The organism is Ruegeria sp. CF4, assembly GCF_056537345.1.
The window spans coordinates 173,453-198,030 of record NZ_JBQFRJ010000001.1 but is presented as its reverse complement, the minus strand read 5'-3'; the positions used below and the strand labels follow the sequence as shown (position 1 = coordinate 198,030).

The 24,578-nt window shown below is 60.5% G+C and carries 25 protein-coding genes; 9 read left to right on the top strand and 16 right to left on the bottom strand.

Going from position 1 to position 24,578, the window contains the following annotated elements:
* Nucleotides 1-21 precede the first annotated feature (21 nt).
* Both ACR0NF_RS00930 and ACR0NF_RS00925 read left to right on the top strand, forming a co-directional pair.
* Nucleotides 22-1,185: a benzoate/H(+) symporter BenE family transporter gene (locus tag ACR0NF_RS00930; protein ID WP_480469198.1), complete on the top strand. Its 1,164-nt coding sequence runs from the start codon at nt 22-24 to the stop codon at nt 1,183-1,185.
* Between the two features lie 39 nt (nt 1,186-1,224).
* Nucleotides 1,225-1,557, top strand: coding sequence for a DnaJ family domain-containing protein (locus tag ACR0NF_RS00925; protein ID WP_480469197.1), 333 nt, complete (start codon nt 1,225-1,227; stop codon nt 1,555-1,557).
* Here ACR0NF_RS00925 and ACR0NF_RS00920 read toward each other — a convergent pair whose 3' ends face one another.
* Nucleotides 1,558-2,340 (bottom strand): crotonase/enoyl-CoA hydratase family protein, encoded by a 783-nt coding sequence (locus ACR0NF_RS00920; RefSeq protein ID WP_480469196.1) that lies wholly within the window; start codon nt 2,338-2,340, stop codon nt 1,558-1,560. It lies immediately after the preceding gene.
* A gap of 67 nt (nt 2,341-2,407) precedes the next feature.
* Complete coding sequence (locus tag ACR0NF_RS00915) at nt 2,408-3,478, bottom strand: SMP-30/gluconolactonase/LRE family protein (protein ID WP_480777614.1); 1,071 nt, start codon at nt 3,476-3,478, stop codon at nt 2,408-2,410.
* Nucleotides 3,479-3,571: 93 nt separating this feature from the next.
* On the opposite strand from ACR0NF_RS00915, the gene ACR0NF_RS00910 reads away from it, so the two are divergent.
* Nucleotides 3,572-4,681 (top strand): pyridoxal phosphate-dependent aminotransferase, encoded by a 1,110-nt coding sequence (locus ACR0NF_RS00910; RefSeq protein ID WP_480469194.1) that lies wholly within the window; start codon nt 3,572-3,574, stop codon nt 4,679-4,681.
* Nucleotides 4,682-4,754: 73 nt separating this feature from the next.
* Here the strand turns inward: ACR0NF_RS00910 and ACR0NF_RS00905 are convergent, their stop codons facing one another.
* The 6 genes from ACR0NF_RS00905 to ACR0NF_RS00880 all read right to left on the bottom strand — a co-directional run bounded on the left by ACR0NF_RS00905 (nt 4,755) and on the right by ACR0NF_RS00880 (nt 13,584).
* Nucleotides 4,755-5,951, bottom strand: a complete 1,197-nt coding sequence (locus ACR0NF_RS00905) for a pyridoxal-phosphate-dependent aminotransferase family protein (RefSeq protein WP_480777613.1) — start codon at nt 5,949-5,951, stop codon at nt 4,755-4,757.
* A 51-nt stretch (nt 5,952-6,002) separates the two neighbouring features.
* Complete coding sequence (locus ACR0NF_RS00900; protein WP_480469192.1) at nt 6,003-6,635, bottom strand: bifunctional 4-hydroxy-2-oxoglutarate aldolase/2-dehydro-3-deoxy-phosphogluconate aldolase; 633 nt, start codon at nt 6,633-6,635, stop codon at nt 6,003-6,005.
* Nucleotides 6,636-6,639: 4 nt separating this feature from the next.
* Nucleotides 6,640-8,445: a phosphogluconate dehydratase gene (gene edd / locus ACR0NF_RS00895; protein ID WP_480777612.1), complete on the bottom strand. Its 1,806-nt coding sequence runs from the start codon at nt 8,443-8,445 to the stop codon at nt 6,640-6,642.
* A gap of 2 nt (nt 8,446-8,447) precedes the next feature.
* Entirely contained in the window at nt 8,448-9,893 is a 1,446-nt protein-coding gene (gene zwf, locus ACR0NF_RS00890; protein WP_480657121.1) for a glucose-6-phosphate dehydrogenase, read from the bottom strand.
* Between the two features lie 162 nt (nt 9,894-10,055).
* Nucleotides 10,056-12,299: a phosphoenolpyruvate--protein phosphotransferase gene (gene ptsP, locus ACR0NF_RS00885; RefSeq protein ID WP_480469189.1), complete on the bottom strand. Its 2,244-nt coding sequence runs from the start codon at nt 12,297-12,299 to the stop codon at nt 10,056-10,058.
* A 46-nt stretch (nt 12,300-12,345) separates the two neighbouring features.
* Entirely contained in the window at nt 12,346-13,584 is a 1,239-nt protein-coding gene (locus ACR0NF_RS00880; RefSeq protein ID WP_480469188.1) for an aspartate kinase, read from the bottom strand.
* A gap of 165 nt (nt 13,585-13,749) precedes the next feature.
* Here ACR0NF_RS00880 and ACR0NF_RS00875 point away from each other — a divergent pair, with 165 nt between their 5' ends.
* Nucleotides 13,750-14,106 (top strand): hypothetical protein, encoded by a 357-nt coding sequence (locus ACR0NF_RS00875; RefSeq protein ID WP_480469187.1) that lies wholly within the window; start codon nt 13,750-13,752, stop codon nt 14,104-14,106.
* Here the strand turns inward: ACR0NF_RS00875 and ACR0NF_RS00870 are convergent.
* The 5 genes from ACR0NF_RS00870 to ACR0NF_RS00850 form a co-directional block, all read right to left on the bottom strand.
* Nucleotides 14,100-14,738 carry an SDR family NAD(P)-dependent oxidoreductase gene (locus tag ACR0NF_RS00870; protein ID WP_480777611.1) on the bottom strand — a complete coding sequence of 213 codons (639 nt, stop codon included), beginning with the start codon at nt 14,736-14,738 and terminating at the stop codon, nt 14,100-14,102. The genes ACR0NF_RS00875 and ACR0NF_RS00870 overlap by 7 nt on opposite strands.
* 3 nt (nt 14,739-14,741) lie before the next feature.
* Nucleotides 14,742-15,197 (bottom strand): DUF1178 family protein, encoded by a 456-nt coding sequence (locus ACR0NF_RS00865; protein ID WP_480777610.1) that lies wholly within the window; start codon nt 15,195-15,197, stop codon nt 14,742-14,744.
* Nucleotides 15,198-15,266: 69 nt separating this feature from the next.
* A complete protein-coding gene (locus ACR0NF_RS00860) occupies nt 15,267-15,752 on the bottom strand; it encodes an NUDIX hydrolase (RefSeq protein ID WP_480657117.1) in 486 nt (161 codons plus the stop codon).
* Nucleotides 15,753-15,848: 96 nt separating this feature from the next.
* Nucleotides 15,849-16,598 (bottom strand): EcsC family protein, encoded by a 750-nt coding sequence (locus ACR0NF_RS00855; protein ID WP_480469183.1) that lies wholly within the window; start codon nt 16,596-16,598, stop codon nt 15,849-15,851.
* A 53-nt stretch (nt 16,599-16,651) separates the two neighbouring features.
* Nucleotides 16,652-17,146, bottom strand: coding sequence for a GNAT family N-acetyltransferase (locus ACR0NF_RS00850; protein WP_480469182.1), 495 nt, complete (start codon nt 17,144-17,146; stop codon nt 16,652-16,654).
* A gap of 73 nt (nt 17,147-17,219) precedes the next feature.
* On the opposite strand from ACR0NF_RS00850, the gene ACR0NF_RS00845 reads away from it, so the two are divergent.
* Nucleotides 17,220-17,825, top strand: coding sequence for a flavin reductase family protein (locus ACR0NF_RS00845; protein WP_480777609.1), 606 nt, complete (start codon nt 17,220-17,222; stop codon nt 17,823-17,825).
* Between the two features lie 141 nt (nt 17,826-17,966).
* Here ACR0NF_RS00845 and ACR0NF_RS00840 read toward each other — a convergent pair whose 3' ends face one another.
* Nucleotides 17,967-19,601, bottom strand: coding sequence for a SulP family inorganic anion transporter (locus ACR0NF_RS00840; RefSeq protein WP_480469180.1), 1,635 nt, complete (start codon nt 19,599-19,601; stop codon nt 17,967-17,969).
* A 205-nt stretch (nt 19,602-19,806) separates the two neighbouring features.
* Here ACR0NF_RS00840 and ACR0NF_RS00835 point away from each other — a divergent pair, with 205 nt between their 5' ends.
* Nucleotides 19,807-20,679, top strand: a complete 873-nt coding sequence (locus tag ACR0NF_RS00835) for an S-methyl-5'-thioadenosine phosphorylase (protein WP_480666618.1) — start codon at nt 19,807-19,809, stop codon at nt 20,677-20,679.
* A 2-nt stretch (nt 20,680-20,681) separates the two neighbouring features.
* Here ACR0NF_RS00835 and ACR0NF_RS00830 read toward each other — a convergent pair whose 3' ends face one another.
* Nucleotides 20,682-21,539 (bottom strand): alpha/beta hydrolase, encoded by an 858-nt coding sequence (locus ACR0NF_RS00830; RefSeq protein ID WP_480469178.1) that lies wholly within the window; start codon nt 21,537-21,539, stop codon nt 20,682-20,684.
* Nucleotides 21,540-21,762: 223 nt separating this feature from the next.
* On the opposite strand from ACR0NF_RS00830, the gene ACR0NF_RS00825 reads away from it, so the two are divergent.
* Nucleotides 21,763-22,779, top strand: coding sequence for a DUF418 domain-containing protein (locus ACR0NF_RS00825; protein WP_480469177.1), 1,017 nt, complete (start codon nt 21,763-21,765; stop codon nt 22,777-22,779).
* A gap of 52 nt (nt 22,780-22,831) precedes the next feature.
* Entirely contained in the window at nt 22,832-23,461 is a 630-nt protein-coding gene (locus ACR0NF_RS00820) for a LysE family translocator (protein ID WP_480777608.1), read from the top strand.
* A 2-nt stretch (nt 23,462-23,463) separates the two neighbouring features.
* Here the strand turns inward: ACR0NF_RS00820 and ACR0NF_RS00815 are convergent, their stop codons facing one another.
* Nucleotides 23,464-23,637 carry a hypothetical protein gene (locus ACR0NF_RS00815; RefSeq protein ID WP_480469175.1) on the bottom strand — a complete coding sequence of 58 codons (174 nt, stop codon included), beginning with the start codon at nt 23,635-23,637 and terminating at the stop codon, nt 23,464-23,466.
* A 323-nt stretch (nt 23,638-23,960) separates the two neighbouring features.
* Between ACR0NF_RS00815 and ACR0NF_RS00810 the strand changes: the two genes are divergently transcribed.
* On the top strand, nt 23,961-24,500 hold the full coding sequence (locus ACR0NF_RS00810) for an adenine phosphoribosyltransferase (RefSeq protein ID WP_480469174.1): 540 nt from the start codon (nt 23,961-23,963) through the stop codon (nt 24,498-24,500).
* Nucleotides 24,501-24,578: the final 78 nt, after the last annotated feature.

Here is a 24,578-nt window from a genome sequence, read left to right as displayed (position 1 = left end):
ACACAATCCTCCGAGGCCCCGATGGCGCGACCTTTCCCTCCGATGCAGACCGTCTCAACCGGGTTGGTTGTGGCCATTGTCGGGTTCTTCAGTTCGTTCCCCATCGTCCTGCAAGGGCTGGGCGCCATGGGGGCTTCGCCTACGCAAGCAGCGTCGGGCCTGATGAGCGCAGCAATTGCCATGGGGCTTGCGGCCATCGTCCTCAGCCTGCGGTATAAAATGCCAATCAGCGTCGCGTGGTCTACGCCAGGGGCCGCATTGCTGGCGGTGTCTGCCGCCCCGGTCGAGGGGTTTTCAGGCGCGACCGGAGCGTTCCTATGCGCCGGAGCTCTGACCGTGCTGGCGGGGCTGTGGAAGCCCCTTGGGCGGCTGGCTGCAGCAATCCCAACATCGCTGGCGCAGGCGATGCTGGCTGGGGTGTTGTTGCCGCTCTGCCTTGTGCCCTTCAAAGCTGCGGTTGAAATTCCATGGCAGGCGCTGCCGGTGATCCTGACATGGTTCATCGCGGGTCGCTTCAACCGGTTGTTCGCGGTCCCGGCAGCCGTGGTCGCCGCGGCCGTCGTGGTGTCTCTGAACGCAGGAGATACGCAACTGATGCCGGACCGACTGATCGCGGCTCCGATCTGGACCACGCCGTCCTTCTCAGCCGCGTCCGCCATCGGCATCGGCGTTCCGCTGTTCATCGTCACCATGGCAACGCAGAATATCCCCGGCGTCGCAGTGATGCGCAGCTTTGGCTTTGCCCCCGTTCCCGGCAAGCTGTTTTCATCCGTCGGTGGCGCGAGCCTGCTTTCGGCCCCGTTCGGCGCCCCCGCGACCTGTCTGGCCGCCATCACGGCCGCGATGTGTTCCAACGAGGACAGCCATCCCGACCCTGCGCAGCGATACTGGTCTGCGATCATGGGCGGTGTGTTCTACTGCCTGTTTGGCGTCTTTGCCGTGGCGATCACCAGCTTTGCCGCCCATGCTGATCCGATGTTGATGGGCACTCTGGCCGGGGTTGCACTGATCGGCGTAATGGCCAATTCGATGCATGCCGCGCTGGATGTGCCTGCTGAGCGTGAAGCGGCCATTCTGACGCTGGCCATCACCGCGTCCGGCATCACGGTCTTTGGGCTGGGTGCTGCGGTCTGGGGGCTTCTGGCCGGTGGCATCGCGCATCTTGTGACAAGCAGAATGCGTTGATCCCTTTCGCCTTGTCGCCGTAATCGGTATGATGCGCACATGTTCGGGTCGCTTGGAAAACTGGTGGAACGCCAGATCAAAAAGGCGCAGGCCGAGGGCCAGTTACAGGGTCTTGAAGGCGAAGGTGAGCCCCTGCCCGACCGCTCATCCGAAGCTCAGGGCGATCCCGCTATTGCAGCGGGTCATCGGATCATGGCGCAGGCTGGGGTGTTGCCCGAGGAGTTCAACATCAAGAAAGAGCTGGACGCGGCACGGCAGGACTATGCAGCGCTGACCGATCCCGCGGACAGAAAAGCCGCCATGGCCCGCATCGCCGAGCTGGAGATGCGGTACAATATGGCCCGCGACGCGCGGCGCAGTTTTATGCGCTGATTATTTGAACTCGGGCTTGCGGCCCTGCATCTGGGCCGTGATGACCTCGATCTGATCCGGCTTTCCGATAAGCTCCACCTGTTCGGCGGATTCCTCGATCAGAACCTCAGCGCGGGATTTGCTTTCGGCCACTTCGATCAGGCGCTTGGCCGCGCGGATGGCCGAGGGGCTTTTACCAGCAATATCCTCGGCCAGAGCAAGCGCTTCGGTCAGAGGGTCGTCGGAAAGTTTTGTCACCAGCCCCCAATCCGCCGCCTGTGGCGCGCCGATGGGACGGGCCGTGTAAGTCAGCAGACGCAGCACGTCTGAACGCACAAGCTGGGGCAGCAGAACCATGCCACCCATGTCGGGGATGATGCCCCATTTCATCTCCATCACCGCCAGCTTGGCTTCGGGATGCGCAATGCGGATATCTGCGCCCAGCGCGATCTGAAGACCTCCGCCATAGGCGACGCCCTGAATGGCACAGATCACCGGAACCGGAACGCGCCGCCAGGTCAGGGCGAGCTCCTGCATCTCGTTGGCGTCCTCGTGGCTGCGGGTCATCAGCCATTCGGTTGGATCGGTATGTGCCATGCTGGCAAAGCTGGCCATGTCGAGTCCGGCGCAGAAGCTTTTACCTTCGCCCGACAGCACCACGGCGCGGATATCGGCGGCGGCGACCTCTTGTCCTGCCGAAAGGATCGCCTTGATCATCGCATCATCCAGCGCGTTCATCTTGTCGCCGCGGGTCAGCGTGACATGGGCGATGTGGTCTTTGTATTCGACGGATACGCGGGACATGGGACCTCCGGGGTGTTCTTTGTTGCGGCAACCATGCCAGCTCGGGACGGTCGGCGCCACTGCGACGTCAGGGCATATCGGAGAGTGGCATCCGGCCAAACCACGGAGAATCCAGCGTCATCACATAGAACTGGTCGTCGACAACTTGCCCGCTGGTGGTAATGCCCAACCGTCCGTCCGGGTCCTGCAGCGTCCGCAGGATGGTTCCGTCGCCGTCGAACTGCACCAACATACCGCGGTGAATCGGCGCAGGGCGCACCATCGGGCCCAGCCGCCAGATCACCTTGCGCAGGAAGGGATAAGGCATCAGCGCCTCGGATGGCACGCGCGGGCTGGCGAAGGCCATCCAATAGGTGCCATCGCCCTGCGCTTTGATGTTGTCGGGATAGCCCGGCAGGTTATCGAGTAAAACCTCCTGCGTTCCGACCTTCGGGCCGGAGAGCCAGAGTTTGTGTACCCGCGCCCGTCCCGTTTCGGCGATCAGCAGGAAATCTTCGTCCGGCGAAAGGGCGATACCGTTGGTATAAACAAATCCCTCGGCGATCTTCTCGACGCTGCCGTCGGGAGAATATCGCGCGACGTAGCCGGTCGGAGATTGCTCCCAAATGGTCATGACCGAGGTGGGTTTGGTGCCGCCCATCGTTTCAGGATCGAAGCGGTCCGAAGAGTTCGAAAAATAAACCATGCCATCCTGCGCCACATCGAGGTTGTTGGCATAAATCATGGGCGCTCCGTCGATCTCGGTGGCCAGCGTCTCCAGCGTTCCTGGTCCGGACCAGCGCATCAGACCGCGAAAGCTGTCAGCAATGTAGAGCGCACCATCCGGTCCTGCACGCAGACCCAGAGGGCGACCGTCGAGTTGATCGACCTGGGTCGGCTGATCCCCGCCGATGCGATAAAGAGCGCCAGACAGGCTGGTGGTGTAGACCGCACCACCGGGCAGGATCGCAATATCTTCGGGGCCGATCTCTCCGTCCGGGAGGGAGATCAGCTGCGCTTTATCGAGATGGGTGTTCTCAGCAAAATCACCAGTGAAACCGGGCGGCTTGGGCATCTCATGCGCGACGGGATCAACAGGGACCGGCCAGAACGACAGATAAGCAAGACCGATCAGGACAAGCCCCAGTAGAAAACGCATGCCACCTCCGAACCATGGTTGCGGACACCCTGACGGTGATTGCGACAGGGTGCAAGGCTTGCCCCTCTGCAGAGGTTGCGCTTATCTGCGGCCATGACTGGTCCTCGTTTTACCCCGCTTGCGCAATCCCTGCCCGCTACCGTGCCTTTTGTCGGCCCCGAAACGCAGGAGCGCCAGCGTGGCGCGCCTTTCGTTGCCCGGATCGGCGCGAATGAGAGCGTGTTTGGCCCCTCACCTCGTGCCATTGAGGCGATGCAACGGGCGGCGGGAGAGGTCTGGATGTATGGCGATCCCGAGAACTTTGACCTACGCCATGCACTGGCGGCGCATCATGGCGTCACGCCCGAGAATATCGTGGTTGGGGAAGGTATTGATGGGTTGCTGGGCTATCTGGTGCGGCTGCTGGTCGGGTCGGGCGATACAGTCGTGACCTCGGACGGGGCTTATCCCACATTCAACTATCACGTGGCGGGGTTCGGAGGGATTTTGCACACGGTTCCCTATCGCGACGATCACGAGGACCCGGCGGCCTTGTTCGCCAAAGCGGCAGAGATGGGCGCAAAGCTGGTTTATCTGGCCAACCCGGATAACCCGATGGGAACCTGGCATTCAGGGGCGGCTATCGTTGCCGCGATGGAGGCGCTGCCCGACGGCTGCTTGCTGGTCCTTGACGAGGCTTATGTGGAATGCGCGCCCGAAGGCACCGCCGCGCCCGTTGCTGCAGACGATCCGCGTGTGATCCGGATGCGGACCTTTTCCAAAGTCTATGGCATGGCCGGGGCGCGGGTGGGTTACGCCATCGGTGCGCCGGAGTTGATTGCGGGCTTTAACAAAGTGCGCAATCACTTTGGCATGAATCGCGCCGCGCAGGCCGGAGCATTGGCGGCGTTGGAAGATGGCGATTGGCTAGTGCAAGTTCAGACGCAGATTGCCGAAGCGCGCGACCGGATCGGACAAATTGCGCGAGAGAACGGGCTGGAGCCTATAAGTTCTGCCACGAATTTCGTGGCGATCGATTGCGGGCGCGATGGGGTGTTTGCCAAGGCTGTTCTGGACTCGCTGGTCGAACAGCGTGTGTTCGTGCGGATGCCGTTCGCGGCACCTCAGAACCGGTGTATTCGGGTGAGTTGCGGGGGGGAGACTGAGATGTCGGCCTTTGAAGCTGCTTTGCCTGTGGCTTTGGCGAAGGCCCGGGCCGTGTAGGGGGGCTGTCTGCCCCCCATCGCGCCATGGCGCGATCCCCCCGAAGATATTTATGGCCAGATGAAAATGCGGATCAGCTCTGGTCGGCGAGTGCTGCTGCAGCGGCTTCGAGGGCGCCTTTGCCGCGGGGAATATCGAGCGCGGCCATGGCGGTTTCGATACCACCAAGCATGGCCATGATCATTTGCGCGTTTACATGGCCCATATGGCCGAGCCGGAAACAGCCGTCCCAATCCTCCATCCCCAGACCGATGCCCAGAGTCAGGCCGAGCTGGTTTTCAGTGTAGTTCCGCAGCAGCGTACCACGTCCTTCGGTCAGGCGCAGGGCGGTGACCGCGTGGCTGCGATGCGCTGGGTCGGTGACATTGAATTGAAGCGCTCCGCCTTGCGTCCAGATCTCGCAAGCGGCCCAGATGGCTTTGGCAAGGTGTTCGTGGCGGGCCCAGACATGTTCCAAGCCTTCGCCATGGATCAGATCGAGTGCTGCGCGCAAACCATAGAGGTGGTGAGTTGGCGCGGTGCCGTTGAAATACTGGTAGAACAGATCGGGGTTGGCGCGGGGCTGCCAGTCCCAGTATTGCGAGACGCGGGGCATGGAGGCCCGTTTGGCCTGTGCTTTGTCGTTGAAAAAGACAAAGCCGGTACCTGCCGGGGTCATCAGCCCCTTTTGGCAGGCGGTGACCGTGACATCGACGCCCCAGGCATCCATCTCGAACCGGTCGCAACCCATCGAGGCGATGCAATCCGCCATCAGCAAAGCGGGGTGATCAAGATCGTCGAGCAAGGCGCGCAGAGCCGGGATATTGTTCCGGATCGACGTGGACGTGTCGACATGAACCGCGAGCACCGCTTTGATTTTGTGGCTGGTATCAGCACGCAGAGCTTCGGCGATACGGTCGAGATCCCAGGGTGAGGACATGCCGAAATCGATCAATTCGATCTTTGCGCCGATCCCCTCGGCCATCTCTGCCCAGCCATGGGTGAAGCGGCCCGAGGCTGGAGCGAGCACAGTTTCGCCCGGGGCGATGACGTTGGAAAGCGCGGCCTCCCACGTGCCGTGGCCGTTGGCGATGTAGATGGCGACGTTATGTTGGGTCCCGGCCACACGCTTCAGATCACGTGTCAGCGCGGGCATCATCTCGATCAGTTCGCCGTCATAGATATTGGGCGACGGGCGGTGCATGGCTTGCAGCACCGCGTCGGGCATGACCGAAGGGCCGGGAATGGCCAGATACTCGCGCCCATGCGCGAGGGAGAGCTGGTTTGTCATGAGGGCAACCTGTTTGAATTGAGGCCTACCCTAGCGTTTCGCCCTGTGGCGTCAATCCGTCAGGCTTGCCGCCTCGCGCGCAAGTGTTTCGATCCCGGCCCAATCGCCGTTTTGAACCATCTGTTTGGGCGCAACCCAGCTGCCGCCTGCGCAGACAACATTCGATAGCGACAAGTAATCGAGGGCGTTTGAGGGCGACACGCCACCTGTGGGACAGAAGGCGATCTGCGGCAGGGGTGCGCCGATGGCTTTCAGGGCGGGTGCCCCGCCGGAGGCTTCGGCGGGGAAGAATTTCAGCATGTCATAGCCCTTTTCCAGTAGAGCCATGGCTTCACTTGCGGTGGCCGCACCGGGGAGAAGAGGCAAGCCTTCGGCTTCGCAGGCGGCGATCAGGGCATCAGTTGCACCGGGGGAAACGCCGAATTGTGCACCGGCCTCTTTGGCGGCGCGGACGTCCTCGGGGGTGATCAGCGTGCCTGCACCAACAACGCCGCCAGGGACGTCGGCCATAGCACGGATCGCGTCGAGCGCGGCGGGGGTGCGCAAAGTGACTTCAAGCGCGGGAAGGCCTCCGGCGACCAGAGCTTCGGCCAGCGGGCGGGCGTGGGCGGCGTCATCCACGACCAGAACCGGGACGATCGGGGCCAGCGCGCAGATCTCGCGGGTGCGTTGAGTTTTGGACATGGGTTCAAACTCCGAAAATGCTGGCGCCGGTGTCGGCTGAGCCGACATTCTGACGGAAGGCGCTGAAGAGGTCACGGCCAACGCCGTGTTGGTTTGCGGTGAGATCTGCAGTGGCCGGGGTGCGGTCGAGAACGCCGGGGGTGAGGATTTCAAGCTCGCCTTTGACGGCATCGACGCGCAGGAGATCTCCATCCTGCAGATAGGCGATGGCCCCGCCGTCCAGCGCCTCGGGGCAGACATGGATGGCGGCGGGCACCTTGCCAGATGCGCCGGACATACGACCATCGGTGACCAGCGCGACCTTTTGGCCCCGGCCCTGCAGGATCGACAGGATTGGTGTCAGGGAATGTAATTCGGGCATGCCATTGGCCTTGGGGCCTTGGAAGCGAACGACGACGATGACGTCATCGGTGAACTCTCCGGCTTTGAAGGCAGCCTTCACGGCGTTCTGATCATGGAACACACGCACGGGTGCTTCGACCACTTGGTGTTCTGGCGCCACGGCCGAGACCTTCATGACGCCGGTGCCCAGATTACCGGTCAAGCGCGAGAGGCCGCCCGTGGCTTGGAACGGATCGTTGGCGGGACGGACGATCTTTTCGTTCAGGCTGTGGCCTGCGCCGTCTTCCCAGACCAGTTCGCCGTTCTTAAGCTTGGGTTCCTTGGTGTAGTTGTGCAGGCCCTGCCCCGCAACGGTGAGCGTATCGGGGTGCAGCAATCCTTCCTCAAGCAGCGTGCCGATGGCAAAGCCCAAGCCCCCGGCAGCGTGGAAGTGGTTTACGTCGGCCAGACCGTTCGGATAAACCCGCGCGACCAGAGGGACCACAGCGGAGATGTCGGAAAAATCCTCCCAATCCAGCACGATACCCCCGGCCCGCGCCATGGCGATCAGGTGGATCAGCAGGTTGGTGGACCCTCCGGTAGCCATCAGGCCGACGATGCCGTTGACGAAAGCGCGCTCGTCGAGGATCTGGCAGACGGGCGTGTAGTGATTGCCCAGCGCGCTGAGCGACAGGGCGCGACGGGCGCCTTCCTCGGTCAGGGCGTCGCGCAGAGGCGTATTCGGGTTAATAAAGCTGGACCCTGGCAGGTGCAGGCCCATGAATTCCATCAGCATCTGGTTGGTGTTGGCAGTGCCGTAGAAGGTGCAGGTGCCGGGGCCATGATAGGCGGCCATTTCGGCCTTCATCAGCTCTTCGCGGCCCACTTCACCGGCAGCGAATTTCTGGCGGACCTTTGCCTTTTCGTCGTTCGGCAAGCCGCTGGTCATCGGGCCGGCTGGCAGGAAGACGGCGGGCAGATGGCCAAAGGCCTGAGCGCCAATAATCAAGCCGGGGACGATCTTGTCGCAGACGCCCAGAAACACCGCTGCGTCATAGGTGTTGTGGCTGAGCGCAACACCCGTCGCCAAGGCAATCACGTCGCGTGAGAACAGAGACAGCTCCATTCCTGCCTCGCCTTGGGTGACGCCGTCGCACATGGCAGGCACTCCGCCCGCGACCTGCGCAGTGCCGCCTGCTGCACGGATCGCATCGCGGATCAGGGCCGGATAGCGCTCGAAAGGCTGGTGGGCCGAGAGCATGTCATTATAGGCGGTGACAATCCCCAGATTGCCAGCCGTGCCGGTGGCCATGGAGTCCTGATCCTCACCAGCCCCCGCAAAGGCGTGAGCCTGACCGCTGCAGGACAGATGCGCGCGCGCCGGGCCTTTGGATTTGGCCCGCTCCATCCGCTCAAGATGCGGGCCGCGCAGATCGGCGCTGCGGTCGATGATGCGTTTGGTGACGTCGGATATGACTATGTTGACCATGATTACCCTCCGATCTGACGCCAGCGGCGCCCATCGCGATGCATCAGCATCAATGCCTCTTCGGGGCCAGAACTGCCCTGATCATATTTCGCGGGCTTGTCGCCACGCTCCTCCCAGCCATGAATGATGGGATCGACCCAGGCCCAGGCGGCCTCGGCCTCGTCACCACGCATGAACAGGGTCTGATCACCCCGGATCACATCCATGATCAGGCGTTCATAGGCGTCAGGCGATTGTGAGTGGTCGCCCAGCGCATCAGCAAAGCTCATGTCGAGCGCCACGTCGGACAGGCGGAAGCCGCCCTGCCCCGGTTCCTTGATGGTCGTGCGGAGGGTGATGCCTTCGTCTGGTTGCAGGCGGATCACCAGCACATTGCCATGCAGAGGCCCGACATTCGGAAAAATCGTATGCGGCGGATCGCGGAAGAACACGGCGATCTCGGATTCCCGAGCCCGCAGGCGCTTACCGGTGCGCAGGTAAAACGGCACCCCGGCCCAGCGCCAGTTGCCGATATGCGCCTTCAGCGCGATGAAGCTTTCGGTGCGGCTGGCGGGGTTGCCGACGTGATCCAGATAGCCATCGCCCCCTTTTTCGGTGCGGTACTGGCCACGAGCGATATCCTTGGGTTCCACCGGCTCCAGCGCTTCGATGACCTTCACCTTCTCATCGCGTACCGCATTGGGCGAGAATTTCGAGGGCGGCTCCATCGCCGTCAGGCACAGCAATTGCACCAGATGGTTCTGGATCATGTCGCGCATCGCACCGGATTGATCGTAGTACGCGCCGCGCCCTTCGACACCCACGGTCTCGGCCACGGTGATCTGAACGTGATCGACATGGGTCGCGTTCCAGAGCGGTTCGAACAGCGAATTGGCAAAGCGCAGGGCCATCAGGTTCTGCACGGTTTCCTTGCCCAGATAATGGTCGATCCGATAGATTTGATGCTCTTCGAAACAGGCGCGCAGGCCCCCATTCAGCGCCTTGGCCGAGGCCAGATCATGGCCGAAGGGTTTTTCAACCACGATCCGGCTGTCAGGCGTGGCCAGCCCGTGATCGTTCAGCCGTTGCGCGATGCCAGAAAAAAGGCTTGGCCCCACGGACAGGTAAAAGGCGCGCACGACATCCGGGCGCAGTGCCTTGGCCAGATCAGGCCAGCCCGCATCCCCCAACGCATCCACCGGAACATACTCAACACGCGACAGGAAACGATCCAGAGTGTCTTTGTCGTATTTCGGGGCGAATTCATCCATCGACACGCGCAGTTGGGCGCGAAACCCGTCGCTGTCGACCTCGGATCGCGCGGTACCGATGATGCGCGCATCTTCGGGCATCTGCCCAACCGCGAACCGATGATAGAGCCCTGGCAGGATCTTGCGTTGCGCCAGATCACCCGTCGCGCCGAACAGCACGAGGTCAAACGGATCTACCGGAATTACGCGTGAAACCATGGTCCGCTTCCTTTCGAATTCCCCACCCTGCTATCTAGGGCTTCAGCCGGGATGTGAAGCGCGGATACGCTCCAATCTATGTTATCGCTAACATTTACCGGCTGGATACGGAAACCGGACACGAAAATCAAGCCCGGAATTGTCCTTGTGCTGTCAGGGCCATCACGATTGCGACCGCAACCAGTCCATCACCGACGGGCGCACGGATTGCTCGCCACGGTGCCGAGCATCGGCGATGATCTTGCGAACATCCTGCAGGTTCGACCGCAAAAGCAGGCTTTTGACCGGCCCGATTGAGGCCGGGCGCATCGACAGGGTTCGGATACCCATCGCCGCCAGACACAGTGCTTCGACCGGACGCCCGGCGTCTTCGCCGCAGAAGCTGAGCGGCGTGTCCGAGATGTTGCAACGCTCAACAATGCGTTCGATGAAGCTGAGGAAGCTGACATTCAGCGTATCATAGCGGCGGCGCACCAGTTCGTTTTCGCGGTCGGCGGCGAAGAAAAACTGCTTCAGATCGTTGCCGCCGATCGAGATGAAATCGACCTCGTCAAAGAACTTTTGCGGCGCAAATGCCAGCGATGGGGTTTCCAGCATCGCACCGACCTCAAGCGATTCCGGCAAGGCATGGCCCAGCCGCTTTTCACGCTCGATGGTCTTGTTGACCTCCCACCGGGCTTCGCGGAACTCATCGGCCTGCGCCACAAATGGGAACATGACCGTCAACGGACGCCCGTTGGCCGCGCGCAACAGCGCCTGCAATTGCATCCGCATCACGCCGCGCTTGTCGAGGCCAACCCGGATCGCACGCCAGCCCAATGCCGGGTTCGGCTCGGCCACGTGCTTCATATAGGGCAGCACCTTGTCCGAACCGATGTCCAGCGTACGGAACACTACGCGTTTCTCACCCGCGGCATCCAGAACGCGCTGATACTGGGTCACAAGTTCGGACCGTTTCGGCATCTGGTTGCGGATCAGGAATTGCAGTTCGGTCCGGAACAGACCAACACCCTCGGCGCCGGAATTACCAAGCGATGGCAGATCGGCCATTAGACCCGCATTCATCACCATGTTGATACGCGCGCCATCCTGCGTGACCGTGGGCGTTTCGCGGATCGAGGCATATCGCTCCTGCGCCTTGGCCTGCATCGCGATCTTGTCGCGGAAGGCGCTGACGACCGTATCTTCGGGGCGCAGATGAACAACGCCATTGTCGCCATCCACAAGAATATGGTCACCGTTCAACGCCTCGGTCGTGATCCGGCCCACATGCACCACCAGCGGGATCGCCAATGCGCGGGCAACGATGGTGGCATGGCTGCCGACCGAGCCTTCCTCAAGCACGATACCCTTGAGCGAGCGGCCATATTCCAGCAGGTCACCGGGACCGATATTGCGGGCGATCAGAATCGGATCGGGCGGCAGGTCTGCGCCATTGGTGGCCCCCTGCCCGGTCAGGATCCGCAGCAAACGGTTGCTGAGATCATCCAGATCCGCCAGCCGTTCGCGCAAATAGGGATCGGTCACCTGCCCCATGCGGGCGCGGGCCTGGGATTGCTCTTTCTCAACCGCAGCCTCAGCGCTGAGGCCCAGGGCAATATCCTCTTCCATCCGGCGCATCCAGCCTTTGGAATTGGCGAACATCCGATAGGCTTCGAGCACCTGCAGCTGCTCGGTATCGCCGCCCTGAGATATTTCGAGCATCTTGTCGACACCGACGCGCAGTTCTTCGACCGCCTCGGATAGGCGCTCGCGTTCGCGGTGCGGATCGTCCGCAATCGGGTTGGTAATGACAACGCGGGGTTCATGCAGCCAGACATGGCCTTCGGCAGACCCTTCCTGCGCCGGGCCACCTTCCAGCTGTACAGATTGCTGGTGTAGCGGCGACAGGGCCGCGCCTTCGCCCACGAAAGCGCCCAGTTCGGCCATCTCGGCCAGAACCATGGCGACTACTTCCAGAGCGTAAACCTCATCCGCCGAAAACTCACGCGCCTCGCGGGACTGGACCACCAGAACGCCCAGTTTCTGACCCAGCCGCTGCACCGGCACGCCAAGGAACGACGAGAACCGTTCTTCTCCGGTTTCCGGCATGTAGCGGAAACCTTTGGCCGAGGGCGCATCGGCGGCATTCACCACCTTGCCGGACTTGGCGACGCGACCCACCAGCCCCTCGCCCATCCGCATCCGGGTCTTGTGCACCGCTTCGGGCGACAGACCTTCGGTGGCGCAAAGTTCAAGCGTCTCCTCATCCCGGAACAGATAGATCGAGCAGACCTCTGCCCGGATACTGTCGGCAATCAACTGCGTGATCCGGTCAAGGCGTTCCTGACCGGCGGCCTCGCTGGCCATCTCCTCGCGTAACCGCCCGAGCAGCTTGCGGGATTCTGTTTCCGTACCGTCCGCCATGGCCCAACCGTTTTATGGTGTCAGGCGTGACCCTTGGCTGAAACGCTCAGGCCGCCTTGTCCAGTTCAAACGCATCATGCAGCGCCTGAACCGCAAGTTCCATGTATTTCCTGTCGATCAACACGGAAATTTTGATCTCGGAGGTTGTGATGACCTTGATGTTGATCCCTTCATCCGAGAGGATTTTGAACATCTTCGCCGCAACACCGGATTGCGAGCGCATGCCGATCCCCACGACCGAGACCTTGCAGACGTCTTCGTCCGCAACCAGTTCGGCATAGTTCAGCTCACCCTGTTCCTTGATCGCCAGCAACGCTTTTTCAGCGCGGGTCACCTGATTGGTGGGGCATGAGAAGGTCATGTCCGTGCGCCCTTCGTCCGAGATGTTCTGGACGATCATGTCGACGTTGACGCCTTCATCGCTGAGCGCGGTAAAGATGATCGAGGCGATGCCCGGGCGGTCGGCCACGGATACGACGGTCATCTTGGCTTCGTCGCGGGAATAGGCCACACCGGCCACAACATTGGATTCCATGATATCCTCCTCGTCGCAGACCAGTGTACCGGCCTCGTCGGATTGTTCTTCAAAACTTGAGAGAACGCGCAGTTTCACCTTATAACGCATCGCCAGCTCGACCGAGCGGGTTTGCAGCACCTTAGCCCCCAGCGAGGCCAGTTCGAGCATTTCCTCGAACGAAATCCGGTCCAGCTTGCGCGCCTTTTCGCAGATGCGCGGGTCAGTGGTATAGACGCCGTCTACGTCCGTGTAGATATCGCAGCGCTCGGCCTCAAACGCGGCGGCAAAGGCCACCGCCGTGGTGTCCGAACCACCCCGGCCCAGCGTGGTGATGCGTCCTTCGGGGCTGATGCCCTGAAAGCCTGCGACCACCGCGACACGCATGCCTTCGCCGAACTTCTGATTGATGTTTTCAGGCGGGATCTCTTCGATCCGGGCTGCCGAATGCGCGCCATTGGTGATCAGCGGCACTTGCCAGCCCTGCCAGCTGCGCGCCGGGATATCCATTTCCTGCAAGGTCAATGCCATCAGACCCGCGGTGACATTCTCGCCCGAGGACACCACGGCATCATATTCACGCGCGTCATAAAGCGGTGAGATCTCGTCAACCCAACCGACCAACTCATTGGTTTTACCCGACATGGCCGAGACGATGACGATGACGTCATACCCCTTGGCAACCTCAACACCCACGCGCTTGGCAGCGCGGCGGATACGGTCAAGATTAGCGACCGAGGTGCCGCCGAATTTCATCACAAGTACGGGCATGGGGGCAAAAGTCTCCGCGCCAGGGATTTCTGATCCCGTGCCTCTTATGCGAGGGGGGACGCAAGGGCAAGGGCGCAAAGAAGTTTCACCTGCGGCGCAGGGCCGCTTTACATTGCAGCCTGCCGGTGCCAGCCTGCCGGCATCTGTTCGACCATGAGGATTTCCATGTATCGTTTTGCCGCCGCCCTGACCCTGATCTCAACCGCTGCCCACGCGCAGGTCGCGACCCTGTCGGGCACCGATGGCGAGAATTCGCTGGGTACCGTGCCCTGCGCCGCACTTTCGGGCGAGCCGATGGGCAGCTGCCCCGCCGAATTGCGCAAGCGTGAAGATGGAACCGCGACGCTGGCCGTTCAGTTGAAAACCGGAGAGGTACGGCGGATCTACTTTACAAACGGAATACCTGATTCCAGCAGCTCGACCGCGAAGCTGACCTATGAGACGCCGGATGACATCATGGTGATCTTCATCGAACCCGGTGAGGTCTACGAAATTCCCAAGGCAGCATTGGCCAATCAATAGGGATGCGCGCGACCGTCCCAGGTTTCGAAACAGCCCGTGGTCTCAATCGATAGCGTATCAAACCGTTCGATCAGGCCCTTGACGGACTGATCGGCAGTGATATCTGCGGCATTCGTGCCCATATCTGTCTGGACCCAGCCAGGGTGGTAAATGCCGACCGCGATGCCATCACCGCGCAGGTCGGTCGCCAAATTGCGCCCCAGATTCAGCGCAGCGGCTTTGGAAGCCCGATAGATGTAGCTGCCCCCCGGAGCGTGGGTGTGCGAAGCCATCTGAGACGACAAAATCGCGATTCTGCCCTTTGCTGCACGCAGATTTGGCAGCAACGACTGAATGGTCAGAAAAACGCCGGTCACATTGGCTGAAAAAGTCTGGTCCCACATCTCTGCCGGGTAGCCGTCCAGATCATGGCCTTTGTCCAGATAGACGCCTGCGTTGCAAACTAGCAGGTCGACCGGTTGGTCCCGCAATTGTTCGGACATTGCCTGCTGTTGCGCCGGGTCAGAGACATCCAGCCGAACCTCGGCACTGCCGTCGCGGGCCGTGCCGGTAACAGCATGACCATTGGCACGATATTGTTCTGCAAGGGTTTTTCCGATTCCACGCCCTGCACCTGTTATCACGATATGCATTGATCAGTTGGTCTTTCGCGAGGGGACAAAAGGCAGGGGTGCGACCGGCACGCCGTCTTCGACCAATGCGCGGGCTTCCTCGGGCTTGGCCTCGCCATAGATCGCACGTTCAGGCGCGTCGCCCAGATGTATCTTGCGGGCTTCCTTGGCGAAATCCTGACCGACGTAATCCGAGTTCTCTTCGACCTTGCGGCGCAATTCGGACAGAACTTGTTCGACGTCGGGCGACGGGGTAGACATGCTGATCTGATCTGAGTCCGGGCTGGTCGGAACCTGTTCGGCAACCGCTGTGCGCGCAGGCCGGACCCGCGGCGTCATGATTGCCTTTTCCACGTTTTCGCAGCCGCAAACGGCGCAGGTGACCATCCCGGCAGCCGACAGTTTCTCATAGGCGGCTGCGGACTGAAACCAGCTGTCGAAGCTGTGGCCGTTGCTACATTTCAATGCGTATTGAATCATCACAGGTCCAGAATACGGTTGCCGAATAGATACCGACCAACATGGCAATATCAAGTCTTGATCTTGCCTCTATTGCGCGAGATGTCCGAATCCACGCAAGAGTGAAGCCAGTTCAGGCGACGCCACCCGCTGTGCGGCCTTTTTGGGCGACAGCCATTTGCGCCTGCGTTCCCCGGCCTCGGGGAAATGTGTCGCCATCTGCCGCACATGCAGCGGAAACACATCAACCAGACACAACGCCGACGCCTTGTTGGGCCTGTTCTTGACATAGGCGAAACGCCCTAGCCTCTCGGTGCCGCAAACGCCCAGCACACCAGCCTCTTCCCAGGCCTCGCGGGCGGCTGTCTGTGACGGGCTGATCCCGTTGATCAACCACCCTTTGGGAATGATCCAACGCCGCGCCCTGCGTGTCGTTACCAGCAATATCTGAGGCTGGCCCGCATCGACCCGATAACACAAGGCCGCCGCTTGAGAGTAGATCGGCAGCGCCCCGGAAAGCGAGAGGCTTTCGGTCGAAAGCCCATCTGTCGTCGCGCGACTGCGCCCATCAAACACGGTCCATACTCACTGCTCGCTCCGCTTATGTTGCGGTTTATACAGTGAAAAATACCACATACGGGGACATAAGCCAAGCTCTTTGCGCGGCTTACCTCACGCAGTCATGCGCCCCGAAAGACGTCTCACCAGATCATCATGCGGGATATCCGCGTCGATTGCCAAGCGCCGCAGCCCAAAATGGACATGCGCGATCTGCTGATAATATCGCGTATAAATGAAGTTCGTGCCCCCTCCGGCCAGCGCGCCCAAAAGCGGAACGGACTGTGCCGCAAGTTTCTGCCCAAGAACAACGGACAGGCGCGGCGCCACCATGGCAATCAGGCGTTGCATTGCGGGGCCAGTCAGCGTCAGACGCATTGAAAAGAACCCCAGATCAGCGCCATCATCCTTCTCTAGCGGCCCAGCGGCGGACAGCACCCGGATCGAGTCGAATTTCACATTCTCGGCCGTCGGATCAAATCCTTCCCGCGCCGCAGCGCCCTGTATCGCACGCAGGATCATCGCCGTGGTGGCGGGCAACTCGATCAAGGCAGTCGACACGCCCCCAAGGCCCCCGGCAGCACCCATCGCCGTAGTCAACGCCGTATTGATCCAAGGTTTTTGATCCGGCACGGCACGACGCGATCCCTCGGCGGCATGCATCGCAAGCCAAAGCGCCTGTTCGGTGGCCTCGGTCAGACCAAGCCGCACCGGTTCGGGCAGCTGTTCCAGCAAAGACTCCGCCGATCCGCCCAGCTTGTTCAATAAAGTAACCCCGGAGCCTCCAGCAGAGGCGTAAAGCTGCGCCAAGCGGTCAAGCTCGGCCTCGGGATCAAGTTTTTCGACAAGAACTACGTCCTGCATCAGTGCCCTCCTGTCTTAAAAACATCGGCACTTTGCAGAGGTTTTTCAATGGGTCAATGGCTCCAACGAGTGACAAGCCCTTGAATTCCGGACCAAACCCCGGGGTTGAGTTCCAGCCCTAGTACCCGTTCCGGGTTTGTAGGCGGCGGCATCTCAACGCCTGTGAGCCGAGAGAAACCAAACCGCGCATAATAGGGTGCATCGCCCACCAGCATGACGCGATCCCAGCCCTTGGCGCGCCCGGCCTCGACCCCCTGATGGATCAAATAACCACCCAACCCCTCTCCCTGATGGGTCGGATGCACGGCGACAGGGCCCAGCAACAAAGCATCGTGTTCACCCACATGCACAGGCCAGAACCGGATTGCGCCCGCCAGAATACCCTGACCGTCGCGTGCGACCTGCGAAAGGCCCGCAACAGGCGGCACATCATCGCGCAAACGGTAGGACGACAGCGCCTCGCGCCCGGGCGCAAAGCACAGGTCATAAAGAGCCTCGACCTCCCACCAATCATCCGGCGCCTCCGGCCTGATCCTGAATTGCTGCACGCGCGCCCTCTTTTCCTTGCTGGAATTCGCCCTAGCACTTCGATACGCCTTGGGCAAATGCTTGGAGACCTTGATGTTCTATCGCCCCGAAGACGGCCACGGCCTGCCGCACAACCCTTTCAACGCCATCATAACGCCCCGGCCGATCGGCTGGATTTCAACGCGCGATGCTGAAGGGATCAATAATCTGGCCCCCTATTCCTTCTTCAACGGGGTCGCCTATACACCGCCGCAGGTGATGTTTGCCTCAACCGGCACGAAACACGATCAGAATGGCGGCAAGGACAGTATCGCCAATATCGAGGCCACGGGCGTATTCTGCGTCAACATCGTGGCGCACGCGCATCGCGACGCCATGAATGCCAGCTCGGAAGGTCTGCCGAAGCATATCGATGAGTTCGCCCATGCAGGGCTGACACCTATTGAATGTGAAACCATCAGTTGCGTGCGGGTTGCAGGGGCACCCGCGGCGTTGGAATGCAAGCTCACGCAGATCGTCACACTTCCCGGTGAGGCCAACCGGGTGGTGTTCGGAGAGGTCACCGGCGTGCATCTGCACGACGATCACATCATCGATGGAAAGTTTGATGTCACCTCGTTCAACCCCGTCGCCAGATTGGGCTATCGGGATTATTCAGTTGTGACGCAATTGTTCTCGCTCAACCGTCCCGACGATTGAAAGGTTGGAAATGGGGGCTCTGCCCCCGCCGCCCCTCGGGCGTCTCCCCCGAGATATTTATAGCCAGATGAAGCGGGGGATCCGTTCTTCATCTGGCCCCAAAATATCTCGGAGCGCGAGGCAGAGCCTCGCAAAATATCATCAATGGCCGCCCAAAATGCCGGTTCGGACAGAATAATCAACAGCCAGTTCGTAATCCGGGTCGTCATCGCTGTCGACCATCAGGTGGCCGGCCTTGTTCAGCAGCTTATGACAGTCGCGGCTCAGGTGCCGCAGCATGACGCGCTTACCGGCCGCCTCGTATTTGGCGGCAATATTCTCGATGGCCTGAAGGGCGGATTGGTCGACCACGCGGCTGGCTGCAAAGTCGATGATCACGGTTTCAGGGTCATTGGGTACGTCAAACAGTTCCACAAACCCTTCGGACGAGCCAAAGAACAGCGGACCCTGGATTTCGTAAACCTTTGCGCCCTCTTCGGTAGCGGAGTCCCGAGTGACGGCGTGGATGCGTTTGGCGTTGTTCCATGCATAGGCCAGGGCCGAGACAATCACACCAACCACAACGGCGACAGCAAGGTCTTCCATCACCGTCACCACAGTCACCAGTACGATCACGAACGCGTCTGTCAGAGGCACTTTGCGCAGGATATTCAGAGAGTTCCAGGCGAAGGTTCCGATCACAACCATGAACATCACACCCACCAGCGCGGCCAGCGGGATCTGTTCGATCAGGGATGACCCAACGAGGATGAACAGCAGCAGGAATAGCGCCGCAGCGATGCCTGCGATACGCGTGCGCCCGCCCGATTTCACGTTGATCATCGACTGACCGATCATCGCGCAGCCGCCCATGCCTCCGAAGAAGCCGGTAACCACATTGGCGGTGCCCTGCGCGATGCACTCCTGCGAGGCACCTCCGCGTTTGTTGGTAATCTCACCCACGAGGTTCAGGGTCAGCAGGGATTCGATCAGGCCAATGGCAGCGAGGATCAGGGCATAGGGCAGGATGATTTCGAAAGTTTCCCAGTTCAGCGGCACCATCGGGATGTGGAAACTTGGCAAGCCACCCTCGATCGAGGCCAGATCGCCAACGCGCGGAACGTCCAGCCCGACGCCGATGACCAATGCGGCCACGACCACAATGCCAGCCAGAGGCGCTGGGATGATGCGGGTGATGCGGGGCATGACCCAGATCACTGCCATGGTCAGCGCGACCAGACCCAGCATGGTATAAAGCTGCATGCCCGAGAGCCATTCTCCGCCGCCCATACCGTGGCCCGTGTTTTCCATGGTGCCGGGGACTTTGAACTGACCCAACTGCGCCAGAAAGATTACAATCGCCAGGCCGTTCACAAAGCCCAGCATCACCGGATGCGGAACAAGGCGTATGAAGCGGCCCCAATGCATCGCCCCCGCGATGATCTGCATGATCCCCATCAGCACTACAGTCGCGAACAGATATTCGACCCCGTGCTGTGCGACCAGCGCTACCATGACCACAGCCAGCGCGCCGGTTGCGCCTGAGATCATGCCCGGACGACCACCGATCAGCGCCGTGATCAGGCCTACCAGAAAGGCGGCATACAGGCCGACCAGCGGGTGCACCCCTGCAACAAAGGCGAAGGCCACGGCTTCGGGTACGAGCGCCAGAGCAACGGTAAGACCTGACAGCAGCTCGATCCGCAGGCGGGAGAAGGTCAGCCCTTCGTCGGGCACCCAGCGCAGATCGGGTATGGCTAGGCGATTGGCAAAGCTTGCCAGCAAGGCTCGGGGCATGGATCAGTCCTGTCGGTCGGTTATGTTCGCGCGAAAGGGGCCTTCTAGCGGTCAAAAGCATCTTGAGATACTGCGCCTGGTGGGACCCAGACATGCGTCGCGCGCATAGCTTGCGCGAAATGCGCGCAAACCGTTGAAGCCACTTGTCAAAAACGGCTGTGGCCCGCAGAACTCTCTCAGCAGGAATTTTCAACGGAGAATGATCGTGACCCAAACAAAAATCGCCGTCATCGGAGGATCGGGCATTTATGACATCGATGGTCTGGAAAATGCCGAATGGGTTATGGTGGAAACGCCTTGGGGCGCGCCGTCAGATCAGATCCTGACCGGATCGCTGGGCGGGGTCGAGATGGCGTTCCTGCCGCGACACGGGCGCGGCCATGTGCACTCCCCTACCGAGGTGCCCTATCGCGCCAATATCGACGCGCTGAAGCGGTTGGGGATGACGGATGTGATCTCGGTCTCGGCCTGCGGATCGTTTCGCGAACATATGGCACCGGGCGACTTCGTGATTGTGGATCAGTTCATCGACCGGACCTTTGCGCGGGAAAAGAGCTTTTTTGGAACCGGCTGCGTTGCCCATGTCAGTGTGGCGCATCCCACCTGCCCGCGCCTGTCTGATGCCTGCGAAACCGCAGGCAAGGCCGCCGGCATTACCATCCATCGCGGTGGCACTTATCTGGCGATGGAGGGGCCGCAGTTTTCCTCGCTGGCGGAATCCAAGATGTATCGCGAGCAATGGGGGTGTGACGTGATCGGCATGACGAACATGCCCGAAGCGAAGTTGGCCCGCGAAGCCGAGCTTTGTTATGCCTCAATCGCCATGGTCACCGACTATGACAGTTGGCACCCGGATCACGGCGAGGTCGACGTGGCCGCCATCATCGCCACGCTGACCGGCAATGCCGAGAAAGGCCGGGCGCTGGTCAAGGGCCTGCCCGCCTTACTGGGGGCCAAGCGTGAGCCCTGCCCGCATGGCTGTGACCGGGCATTGGAATATGCCATCCTGACCGCCCCTGAAAAACGCGACCCGGCTTTGCTGGCCAAGCTGGATGCGGTGGCTGGGCGGGTGCTCTAACCTCAGTTTTGCGATAGGGTTTGCTGTACGTTATCCCACAGGCCATGTGACCAGAGGTCGTTATGGGTGCCGCCGGGGATCACATAAAGCTGCGCGGTGTCGGACATCTCGGCCAGGGCTTGTCCGTGGTGCAGAGGGATGGTCTCGTCCATGGTGCCATGGAAGATCAGCGTTGGCACTGTGATCTTTTCGATCAGATTGCGCGTTGCAAATTGATCTTTCATCAGCGCTGAGACCGGCAGCAGCGGGTAACGTTCAGCCGCGACGTCGACGGTTGCGGTGAACGGAGCCTCAAGTATTAACAATTCTGCGCCGGGCCGTTGCTGGGCTACGGCAGCAGCAATGCCGGTGCCGAGGCTCTGACCATGCAGGACCACTTTCTCGCCTTCTCCGATCAGCCTATCGTAAAGCTGAATACCGTCAGAGATCAGAGCCAGTTCAAAGGGTTCGCCCTCGCTACCCGGAAATCCGCGATAGCTGGGCGCAAGCAGTCCGTATCCTGAGTTGAGGATCTCACGCAGCCGGTCGGCCCGGTCGCCCAGATTGCCGCTTTGACCGTGGAAGAACAGAACCGTCGGCGCATCAGCGATTGCAGCAGGAGCAGCCCAGACAGTCAGCACGGTGCCATCGGCCATTGGCAGCGACAACGCATCGACATCCGCCAACCCGACAGAAGCCGGATCAGGCAACTCGCCATCGGGCTTGTATAGCAGCGATTGCTGGTTGAAATACATATAGCCAAGGACAGAGGCATAGATAACGGCCCCGGCCAGCAGGAGGCCAAGCAAAACGCGTTTCGCGCGCCCGACACCGAAATGGACGTTGCCCAATCTCGCATCTGAATACTGCGTCTCTGCCATCGCCTCTTCCTTTGGGTTGCACTGCGAGTCTGGGGGCTCATAGGGAGGTTTCAAGATATATGAATCAAGCTTCATCCAGTCTTAAGCCTATTGCGCTGGTGTCAGAACACCCGGCTATTGCGCTCGTAAAAGGTTGAATTGGCCTCATGCCTTGCCATGTTGATGCTGAATATCAGAGAAAGAGCAGGCACTTAGCCGCCCACCACCAGATTTGCGAGGTCTGATGAAACGATTAGAGGCGTTGGACGCGGCCCGGTTTTTGGCCTTTTGCGGCATGGTTTTGGTGAATTTCCGCATCGCCGCTGAGGTTGCACCAGGCACAGATTGGGCCTCGATCCTGATCAATGCACTTGAAGGGCGCGCAGCGGCTTTATTTGTTGTTCTGGCGGGGATCGGCATCGGGTTGTCGCGCATCCCGGCGGGAGTGCTGCTGTGCCGTGCTGCGTTTCTGTTTGTAATCGGCCTGATCAACATGACAGTGTTTGATGCCGATATCCTCCATTTCTACGCGCTCTATTTTGTGGTGGGGGCGATGTTTCTGACAGCCTCGCAACGCGGGTTATGGCTGGGCGCGCTGGGGATCGTTATGCTCGCGGTGATCGCCAATCTGGTTCTTGACTATGACCGGGGCTGGGATTGGCAGGCACTGGTTTATACCGACCTCTGGACCCTGCCCGGTTTTCTGCGCAACACAATGTTCAACGGCTGGCACCCGGTGCTGCCTTGGGCCGCTTTTCTGCTGATCGGGATGGCGATTGCGCGATCCGATATCCGGACGCTTTGCATTCAGCATCGGTTGATCATGTGGGGCTTTGGCGCTGCGGTGCTGGCGCTGTTTCCACAGATGATGACATCAGACCCTGAATTGGTCGCCTATCTGGGAACCGCATCCATCCCACCCGGACCGTTCTATATCGTGGCGGGGACCGGCACAGCCTGCGTCGTGATCGGTCTGCTGCTGAAACTCTGGCCAGTGGTCGAGCGCAGCCGGATCGGTCCGTTCCTGACCGCACCGGGGCGGCAGAGCCTGACGCTTTACATGGCGCATATTCTGATCGGGATGGGCCTGTTGGAAGGGTTAGGGTTGCTCGACGGGTCGCTGAGCGCACCGCAGATTGCGCTACTCGCGCTGCTTTTTTGCGCGCTGTCTTCAGTTTTTGCACGACTTTGGTCCCTTAGATTCAAGCGCGGCCCGTTAGAGGCGGTGATGCGGCGTGTGACCGAGCGCGCAAAGGGTTGACGTTGCCGTCGCAACGGGGCTTGGTGTCGGAAACGCACCGATAGGATAACCCATGTCGTTAGAACTCTGGCTGGCTTTTGTGGCCGCATCGACAGCGCTGCTGCTGATCCCCGGCCCCACCGTGTTGCTGGTACTCAGCTATGCGTTGTCGAAAGGGCGCAGCGTCGCCGTTGCCTCGGCGACCGGCGTGGCTCTGGGTGATCTGGTGGCGATGACTGCGTCGCTATTGGGATTGGGCGCGCTGGTGCTGGCCTCAGCCACTTTGTTCACTGTGCTGAAATGGGTTGGTGCTGTTTATCTGGTTTGGCTGGGCATCAAGCTGCTGCGCAGTGCACCTTCGGGCGGGTTGCAGGCTGTCGAGACCAAACGCGATGTCACCGCCCGCAGCGTTTTTGGCCACGCCGCGGCGGTAACCGCATTGAACCCGAAATCCATCGCGTTCTTCATCGCGTTCGTGCCGCAGTTTCTGCGCCCGGCGGACCCGCTCGGCCCGCAGTTCGCGATCCTGATTGCCACTTTTGTTGGCCTAGCTGGGCTGAACGCGCTGGCCTATGCGCTGCTGGCGGACCGGTTGCGCTGCATGATCGGGCGCGCAAGCGTCATCACCGCCATGACCCGGTTCGGAGGATTGACCTTGATCGGAATGGGCGTCGCCACCGCAGTCCTGCGTCGCCCGGCCTGAACTTATTCTTCCGCGTTTTCCTTCATGAATCCCCGGATGAACCGGCGGATTTCGCGGGCGGCTGACGTGTCCAGTTCCTTACACAGCTCTACAAATGCGTCCCGCTCATCCTTATCGAGACGCAGGACCAACTGACTGTTTTTCTTTGTGGATTTCTTTCCGTCTTTCTTAGCCACGCGCCCTGACCCCGTTCAGACCTTGATTCATATCGCGATGCAATGTATATACATAGCATAGAAAATGTAGATATCGGGCACATAACAACAAAAGTGAGATTAAAGCAATGAACCTTCATGTCGCGCAGGCTTTTCTTCTTCGGGATCAACGCAACTGGCGTAAACCGCACCTGTCATGGCTGCCGGACGCTTTGTATCGGTACTATGGCCTGCCAAACGTCATCAGCCGCCGCCGCAAGTAGCCGCAGGGCCCAAAGTTCTCTTGCATGACCGTCCCTTATGGGCCAAACACCCCCGCGTGTTTGATGCCAAAAGGGTGACCCATGTCCAGAAACAAAACGGTCAAGGATTACATTCGGACCATCGTCGATTTCCCGCATGAGGGGATCATGTTCCGCGATGTCACCACCCTGTTTGCCGACCCGCGCGGGTTCCGCATGGCGATTGACCAGATGCTGCACCCCTATGCGGGCGAGCGGATCGACAAGGTTGTGGGCCTTGAGGCGAGAGGCTTCATCCTGGGCGGCGCCATAGCGCACCAACTGAGCGTTGGTTTCGTGCCGATCCGCAAGAAAGGCAAACTGCCGGGCACCACGATCAGTCAGGATTATAAGCTGGAATATGGCGAGGCCATCGTGGAAATCCACGACGACGCCATCCAGCCGGGCGAGAAGATTCTGGTCGTCGACGATCTTCTGGCCACCGGCGGCACAGCTGCAGCCGGGATCAAACTGATCGAACGGCTGGGCGGAGAAATCATTTCCTGCGCGTTCATCATTGACCTGCCCGAATTGGGCGGGCGCAAAGTTCTGGAAGATCTGGGCATGGACGTGCATGTTCTGTGCGAGTTCGAAGGGCTCTGACCGTCACGCTTTTCACAAACTTGTGATTGGAATTTGAGCGGCCCGATGGCTTAGCGCGCAGGCCGCCTTATTCAAGAA

Coding starts and splice junctions, on each gene's coding strand:
- ACR0NF_RS00925 (WP_480469197.1), top strand. CDS start 1,225: ATGTTCGGGTCGCTTGGAAAACTGGTGGAACGCCAGATCAAAAAGGCG.
- ACR0NF_RS00830 (WP_480469178.1), bottom strand. CDS start 21,539: ATGGCAGAGACGCAGTATTCAGATGCGAGATTGGGCAACGTCCATTTC.
- ACR0NF_RS00870 (WP_480777611.1), bottom strand. CDS start 14,738: ATGCATATCGTGATAACAGGTGCAGGGCGTGGAATCGGAAAAACCCTT.
- ACR0NF_RS00840 (WP_480469180.1), bottom strand. CDS start 19,601: ATGCCCCGAGCCTTGCTGGCAAGCTTTGCCAATCGCCTAGCCATACCC.
- ACR0NF_RS00910 (WP_480469194.1), top strand. CDS start 3,572: ATGACTGGTCCTCGTTTTACCCCGCTTGCGCAATCCCTGCCCGCTACC.
- edd (WP_480777612.1), bottom strand. CDS start 8,445: ATGGTCAACATAGTCATATCCGACGTCACCAAACGCATCATCGACCGC.
- ACR0NF_RS00900 (WP_480469192.1), bottom strand. CDS start 6,635: ATGTCCAAAACTCAACGCACCCGCGAGATCTGCGCGCTGGCCCCGATC.
- ptsP (WP_480469189.1), bottom strand. CDS start 12,299: ATGGCGGACGGTACGGAAACAGAATCCCGCAAGCTGCTCGGGCGGTTA.
- ACR0NF_RS00905 (WP_480777613.1), bottom strand. CDS start 5,951: ATGACAAACCAGCTCTCCCTCGCGCATGGGCGCGAGTATCTGGCCATT.
- ACR0NF_RS00865 (WP_480777610.1), bottom strand. CDS start 15,197: ATGATTCAATACGCATTGAAATGTAGCAACGGCCACAGCTTCGACAGC.
- ACR0NF_RS00820 (WP_480777608.1), top strand. CDS start 22,832: ATGTCGTTAGAACTCTGGCTGGCTTTTGTGGCCGCATCGACAGCGCTG.
- ACR0NF_RS00915 (WP_480777614.1), bottom strand. CDS start 3,478: ATGCGTTTTCTACTGGGGCTTGTCCTGATCGGTCTTGCTTATCTGTCG.
- ACR0NF_RS00845 (WP_480777609.1), top strand. CDS start 17,220: ATGTTCTATCGCCCCGAAGACGGCCACGGCCTGCCGCACAACCCTTTC.
- ACR0NF_RS00855 (WP_480469183.1), bottom strand. CDS start 16,598: ATGCAGGACGTAGTTCTTGTCGAAAAACTTGATCCCGAGGCCGAGCTT.
- ACR0NF_RS00880 (WP_480469188.1), bottom strand. CDS start 13,584: ATGCCCGTACTTGTGATGAAATTCGGCGGCACCTCGGTCGCTAATCTT.
- ACR0NF_RS00875 (WP_480469187.1), top strand. CDS start 13,750: ATGTATCGTTTTGCCGCCGCCCTGACCCTGATCTCAACCGCTGCCCAC.
- ACR0NF_RS00825 (WP_480469177.1), top strand. CDS start 21,763: ATGAAACGATTAGAGGCGTTGGACGCGGCCCGGTTTTTGGCCTTTTGC.
- ACR0NF_RS00930 (WP_480469198.1), top strand. CDS start 22: ATGGCGCGACCTTTCCCTCCGATGCAGACCGTCTCAACCGGGTTGGTT.
- ACR0NF_RS00810 (WP_480469174.1), top strand. CDS start 23,961: ATGTCCAGAAACAAAACGGTCAAGGATTACATTCGGACCATCGTCGAT.
- ACR0NF_RS00920 (WP_480469196.1), bottom strand. CDS start 2,340: ATGTCCCGCGTATCCGTCGAATACAAAGACCACATCGCCCATGTCACG.
- zwf (WP_480657121.1), bottom strand. CDS start 9,893: ATGGTTTCACGCGTAATTCCGGTAGATCCGTTTGACCTCGTGCTGTTC.